Genomic DNA, 6,000 nt, shown 5'->3' with positions numbered 1-6,000 from the left:
CTCTGGGACACCGCCGACCCCACCGAACCCCACCCGCTCGGTGACCTGGGCGGCGGAACCTACAAGGTCAGAACGGTAGCGTTCGGCTCGGACGGGCTGCTCGCCACCGGTAGCGATGGCCCGGCGCGGCTGTGGGACATCCGCGACCCCACCAAACCCCACCCGCTCGGCGGCCCCCTTGAACACACCGGTCCGTACTCCAGGGTGGCGTTCGGCCCGGATGGACTGCTCGCTACCGATCACTCCGACAGCATCATGCGGCTGTGGGACACCAGCGACCCGGCCAGTCCCCGCCCCCTCAGCGATCTCCCCGGCCACACCGGCCTGGCCGCGGTGGCGTTCGGTCCGGACGGGCTGCTCGCCACCGGCAGTTCCGAAGGCCAGCTACAGCTGTGGGACATCCATGACCCGGCCGGTCCCCGCCCCCTCGGCGACCCCCTTGGCGCGGGCATTGTCCACACGGTGGCATTCGGCCCGGACGGGCTGCTGGCGGCCGGTGACGAAGGCCCGATACGGTTGTGGGATACGAGCGACCCGGCCAATCCTCGCCGGCTCGGCAGCCCCCTTCACCCCATCGACTCGATCCTTACGGGGAAGTACCCGGACTACGCGGTGGAATTCGGCCCGGACGGGCTGCTCRCCATCGGTGGCTACGGGAATGCGTCGCGGCTGTGGGACGTAGGCGTGCTTCAAGACCTGCGAAGCGACGCGATCAAGATAGCCTGCCAACGTGCCGGTCGCGGCCTGGACGAACAGGAGTGGCTCCGCTACCTGCCTGGCGAACCGTTTCGGAACACCTGCCCGACCAGCGCTCTATAGCCATGGACAGCCGGGACCGGAATCCGCCGACCAGATCGGCGATGCGGGTTGCCCCTTGTGCGGCTGGTGCGGACCGCGCCTGCCTGCCCGACCTACCTCGGGCGGCCGCGGCGCGGCCAGGATGCTCGCGGGCGGCGGTCCCCGCCGGACCGCGGTGGCCCGGCGGACATCGTGACGATCGCCGTCGTCCCGGCTCCCGGCGCGCTTGTCACTGTCAGCCGCCCGTCGTGGTCGGTGAGGAGGCGATGGACGAGACGCAGGCCGATGTGGCCGGGCGGGGCGGCGACGGCGGGATCGAAACCGGCGCCGTCGTCGGTGACGAGGAGCTCGACCGTCCTGGCCTGGCCGCCGGGTGGCGTGCTGACGCGGACCTGGACCGTGCGCGCCGACGCGTGCCGCGCGATGTTGCGCAGCAGCTCGGTGGCCACCTGGCAGAGGATCGAAGCGGTCTGGCTGTCGACCTCGCAGGGGTCCTCAACGATGACCGTCGCGACGGGTTCCGGCTCCAGCCCGATGGTGAGGATCTCGGCGGCGAGCAGGTCGAGGGCGGCCCGGATGTCCGTGTCGGGCGGAGCGGACGTCAGCAGCTCGGTGAGCATCGCGCGCAGCTCCTGCGCTTCCTGGGCGAGCAGGCCCTGGACATGTGCGAGAACCAGATCGTTCCCGGCCCCGCCAGCCCCGGCTGTTCCGCCGGCCCCGGTGGCGCTGGCGGCGGGCGGGGCGGGGCCCGCGGCGGAGGGAGGGAGCGAAGGCGCGATCCGGGCGCGGTCGATCCGGGCGCGGTCGAGAAGGAGGCCGGCCGCTGCCAGGCTGGGAATGACATGGTCGTGCAGACGTCGCGCCAGCCGTTCCCGGGTGAGCTGGGCGGCGGCGAGCCCGTAGCGTCGCGCGGCGCGGGTCTCCGCCCGGTCGCGCTCGACCCGCCGGGCCATGGCGATCGACAGCGGCATCATCGCCGCGGTGAGGAGGACGGCGCCCGCCAGGAGGACCGGTAGCAGCACCCCGGTGGCCTGCCGGGCGATCCAGGCCGGCCGGACCGGTATGTAGAGCTCCAGGTGGGTCGGGCTGCCCGCGGCGTCGAGGAAGCCGAAGAAGACCTCCAGCCGGCTACCCGGCAGTGACGTCTCGTACTGGTGAGCGGCGTCCTGCGGCACCTGTTTGACCACGACACCGCCGGCCTGGAGCTGGTCGGTCATGCTCGGCGCGCGATACCCGGTCCGGCCCTCCAGCTGGGGGTCGTCGGAGAACACGATGGTGGCGCGGTCGCCCCGGACGGTGAACAGTTTGACGCGGTCGACCATGCCGGCCGACAGGAACGGGGTCATCCGGTCGCGCAGGTCGGCCCGGTCGAAGCTGTCGGGCCGGGAGTAGTCGTGCCGGGCCATGGGGCCGAGCACCGTCGCGGCCACCTGTGCGGCCACCTGCTCGGCGTTCTCCCGGGACTGGTCCTGCGCGAACCGCCAGAGCCCGGCGACGACCAGCGCCGACAGGAACACGGACATCACGGCCGCGACGACGACGTGCCGCAGGACTACGCGGCGGACAACCGGACGCTCGCGCGGTCGGCCCCGGGAGGGCGGCGGTGTCATCGACGCGGCCGCGTCGGCACCGGCCGCGTCGATGACACCGCCTGTGTCGGCCGTGTCGTCGCCGGCGGTCAGCGGTGTCGACGGGTGCTCGGTAGCGGTCAACGGATGGCTCAGTACCGTGAACCGACGGTGACGAGGCCGAGACTGGTCGCGGACACCACCGCCTCCAGCTGGCTGCGCGCCCCGAGCTTCGCCATGAGCGCCTTGATGTGGTCGCGCGCGGTGTACAGCGAGATGCCCAGGGTCGCCGCGGTCTGCTGGGCGTCCCGTCCCTGCGCGAGTTGGCGCAGCACATCCAGCTCGCGGGGGGTCAGCCCGACGCGGCCGACCGACGCGGGCCGAGCGGCTCCGAGGTCGACGACCGGATCGTCGCCGCCCTGGCCGCGCAGCGCCGCGGTGATGCGCGCCAGCGGGGCCTCCTTGGGCAGGAACGCGGCGGCGCCGGCGGCCACCGCGCGCTGGGCGAGGTCGGGCCGGGCATGGGCGGTGAGGACGACGATCCGCGCCGCGGGCCGCAGCACGCCCAGCCCGGTGACGACCTCGATGCCGTCGAGGTCGGGCAGGTCGAGGTCGACGACGGCGGCGGTGATGTCGAGGGCCGCGGCCATCGCGAGACCGTCCCGGCCGGTGTGCGCCGTTGCCACGCCGCGCACATCGGGTTCGAGGCCAAGGGCCAGGCAGAGCGCCTCGGCGAATATCCGATGATCGTCAATCACCAGGAGTGACAACGATGATGCCATCGGTTCACGGCCCTCCGGGTGTGCACCTTCGACCCCCGAATTTTAGGGGGATTCGGTCGATATTAACTGAGCCTAACCTCCTTTCGTCAGGTGTCATCTGTCAAAGGAGTCCCCCCGTGCCGACCGCCCGACGTCTGCTTCTTACGGCCGTGGCTGCCTGGACCGGCCTGGCCCTCGCTGCCTGCGGGTCCGGCAGCTCGCCCGCGTCCTCGGACCCGGACGGCGCCCTGGTGCTCTACAACGCGCAGCACGACGAGGTCGGCAAGGCGTGGGCGGACGGATTCACCGCGAAGACCGGCATCAAAGTGGATATCCGCAACGGCAGCGATTTCGAACTGGCGAACCAGATCGTCGCCGAGGGTGAATCCTCGCCCGCGGATGTCTTCATCACCGAGAACTCGCCGGCGATGTCCCTCGTCTCGGCCAAGGGCCTGTTCGCCCCGGTCGACGCCGCCACCAGGGCCCAGGTGCCGGCACGGTACTCGTCGGGCAAGGGTGACTGGGTCGGTGTCGCCGCGAGGTCGACGGTGTTCATCTACAACCCCGGTGAGATCCCGGCCGCCGACCTGCCTGAGTCGATCATTGATCTGGCGAGGCCGGAGTGGAAAGGCCGGTTCGCCGTGTCCCCGAGCGGCGCCGATTTCCAGGCGGTCGTCAGCGCCGTCTACGCGCTGCGTGGCCAGGACGAGGGCCGGGCCTGGCTGCAGGGCATCAAGGACAACGCCAGGATCCTGCGCGGCAACAACACCATCCTGCGCGCCGTCAACGCCGGCGAGATCTCCGGCGGCGTGAGCTACCACTACTACTGGTACCGCGACCAGGCCGACGGCGGCGCGAACAGCAGCAAGGTCAAGCTGGAGTTCTTCGGTGAGCAGGACCCGGGCGCGTTCGTCAGCGTCTCCGGCGGCGGGGTGCTCCGGTCGAGCAGCCACCCGACCGAGGCCCAGCGGTTCCTCGCCTACATGACCGGCCCTGAGGGCCAGCAGCTGCTCGCCGACGGCGACGCACTGGAGTACACCGTCGGCTCCGGCATCCCGGCGAACGCCGTGCTCACCCCGTTGGACCAGCTCGACGCGCCGACCGTCGACCCCAACACCCTCAACGGCCCGACGATCGTCACGGAGATGCAGGAGGTGGGGCTCCTGTGACCGCGAGCCTCGCGGCGGGTCCGCGGGGCTGGCTGCGCTACCCGCCACTTCGCCGCTACCCGCCACTTCGCCTCGCCTGCGCGCTCGCCGTCGCCGCGCTGACCCTCGTCCCGCTCGGCTATGTGGCGGTGGAGATCGCCGCCACCGGCGGCGATCTCGGCGACCTGCTGTGGCGGCCACGGGTCGGCGAGCTGCTGCGGCACACCGTCCTGCTCGTCGCGCTCGGGACGACGGCGTGCATGGTGCTGGGGACGGCGGCGGCGCTGCTCGTCGAACGCACCGACCTGCCTGGACGTCCGCTGTGGACGGGGCTGATGGCGGCGCCGCTCGCCGTCCCGGCCTATGTGAACAGCTTCGGCTGGTATTCGCTGTCCCCGTCGTTCGGCGGCCTCGGCCCGGCGGTGCTCGTCACGACACTCTCCTACTACCCGCTGGTGTACCTGCCGGTCGCCGCGGCGCTGCGCGGCGCCGACCCCAGCCTCGCGGAGGTGTCCCGGTCGCTCGGCCGGGGCCGGTGGGTGACGTTCGCCCGGGTCGAGCTGCCGCTGCTGCGGCCGGCCGTCCTGGGTGGCGGGCTGCTCGTCGGCCTGCACCTGCTGGCCGAGTTCGGCGCGTTGCAGAACCTGCGGTACGACACGTTCACCACCGCCATCTACGACCAGTACCAGTCCACCTTCGACGGGTCGGGCGCCACGGCGCTCGCCGGCGTCCTCGTCCTGCTCTGCCTCGTCCTGCTCGGCGGCGATCTGTGGCTGACAGGCCGCACTCGGTACGCGCGGACGGGCGCCGGTGCCTCCCGCCGGGCGCCGCGCCACCGCCTCGGGCGCGCCGCCCCGCTCGCGGCCGTCGCGCTGGCAGCCCTGGCGGGTGCGGCCGTCGGCCTGCCGCTGGGGTGCATCTCCTACTGGCTGGCGACCAGCCGCTCGACCGCGTTCCCCGCCGGTGACCTGCTGGATTCGGCGACCGGCACCGCCACCCTCGCTCTGCTCGGTGCCGCGGTCACCACGGTGCTCGCGCTGCCGGTCGCCTGGCTCGCCGAGCGCCGGCGCGGCGCGCTCACCCGGCTGGTCGAGCGCAGCACCTACATCGGCAACTCGCTGCCCGGCATCGTCGTCGCGCTTGCGCTGGTCACCGTCGCGATCAGGTACACGCCCGGGCTCTACCAGACCACGGTGATGCTTCTCGCCGCATACGCGGTGCTGTTCATGCCGCGGGCGACGGTCAGCCTGCGCTCGGCGTTGAGCCAGACACCACCGGCACTCGACGACGTCGCGCGATCCCTGGGCGTCGGGCCCGCCGGCGTGCTCGCCCGGGTCACCGTGCCGCTGATGGCGCGCGGGATCGGCGCGGGCGCGGCGCTGGTCTTCCTCGCGGTGACCACCGAGCTCACGGCGACCCTGCTGCTGGCGCCGATCGGCACCCGCACGCTGGCCACCGAGTTCTGGAGCGAGTCGACGGCGGTCCAGTACGGCGCCGCGGCGCCCTACGCCCTACTGATGATCGCGATCTCCGCGCCGGCCGCTTTCCTGCTGACCCGCCGCAGCCGACACTCCGAGGGGGGCCAGTGACACCGGGGCCAGTGACGCCACCGCTTCAGACGCCACCGCTTCAGACGCCAGGGCTTGAGACGCCAGGGCTTGAAACGCCGGGCCTGGAGACTGCCGGCCCGGAAACGGGGCCGGCCGTACCCGGCACGGCACCGGC

The 6,000-nt window shown here is 72.4% G+C and carries 4 protein-coding genes and 1 pseudogene; 3 read left to right on the top strand and 2 right to left on the bottom strand.

What is annotated here, in order from left to right:
- A pseudogene (locus tag CcI49_RS38445) lies at positions 1-819 on the top strand (hypothetical protein); the annotation flags it as partial.
- A 92-nt stretch (positions 820-911) separates the two neighbouring features.
- Here the strand turns inward: CcI49_RS38445 and CcI49_RS38440 are convergent.
- Both CcI49_RS38440 and CcI49_RS38435 read right to left on the bottom strand, forming a co-directional pair.
- Complete coding sequence (locus tag CcI49_RS38440) at positions 912-2,510, bottom strand: ATP-binding protein (RefSeq protein ID WP_054566391.1); 1,599 nt, start codon at positions 2,508-2,510, stop codon at positions 912-914.
- Between the two features lie 8 nt (positions 2,511-2,518).
- Entirely contained in the window at positions 2,519-3,124 is a 606-nt protein-coding gene (locus CcI49_RS38435; RefSeq protein WP_158230890.1) for a response regulator transcription factor, read from the bottom strand.
- 140 nt (positions 3,125-3,264) lie between these two features.
- Here CcI49_RS38435 and CcI49_RS38430 point away from each other — a divergent pair, with 140 nt between their 5' ends.
- Both CcI49_RS38430 and CcI49_RS38425 read left to right on the top strand, forming a co-directional pair.
- The gene (locus tag CcI49_RS38430) at positions 3,265-4,296 is read left to right on the top strand and encodes an iron ABC transporter substrate-binding protein (protein ID WP_054566393.1); all 1,032 of its coding nucleotides are present in this window, start codon (positions 3,265-3,267) and stop codon (positions 4,294-4,296) included.
- Positions 4,293-5,864: an iron ABC transporter permease gene (locus CcI49_RS38425; protein WP_083473187.1), complete on the top strand. Its 1,572-nt coding sequence runs from the start codon at positions 4,293-4,295 to the stop codon at positions 5,862-5,864. Before CcI49_RS38430 ends, CcI49_RS38425 begins: the two co-directional genes overlap by 4 nt.
- The last annotated feature ends 136 nt before the right edge of the window (positions 5,865-6,000 follow it).

It is taken from the genome of Frankia sp. CcI49, assembly GCF_001983215.1.
In the GTDB taxonomy this organism is placed as follows: Bacteria; Actinomycetota; Actinomycetes; order Frankiales; family Frankiaceae; genus Parafrankia; species Parafrankia irregularis.
This window is presented reverse-complemented; position numbering and strand designations above follow the sequence as displayed.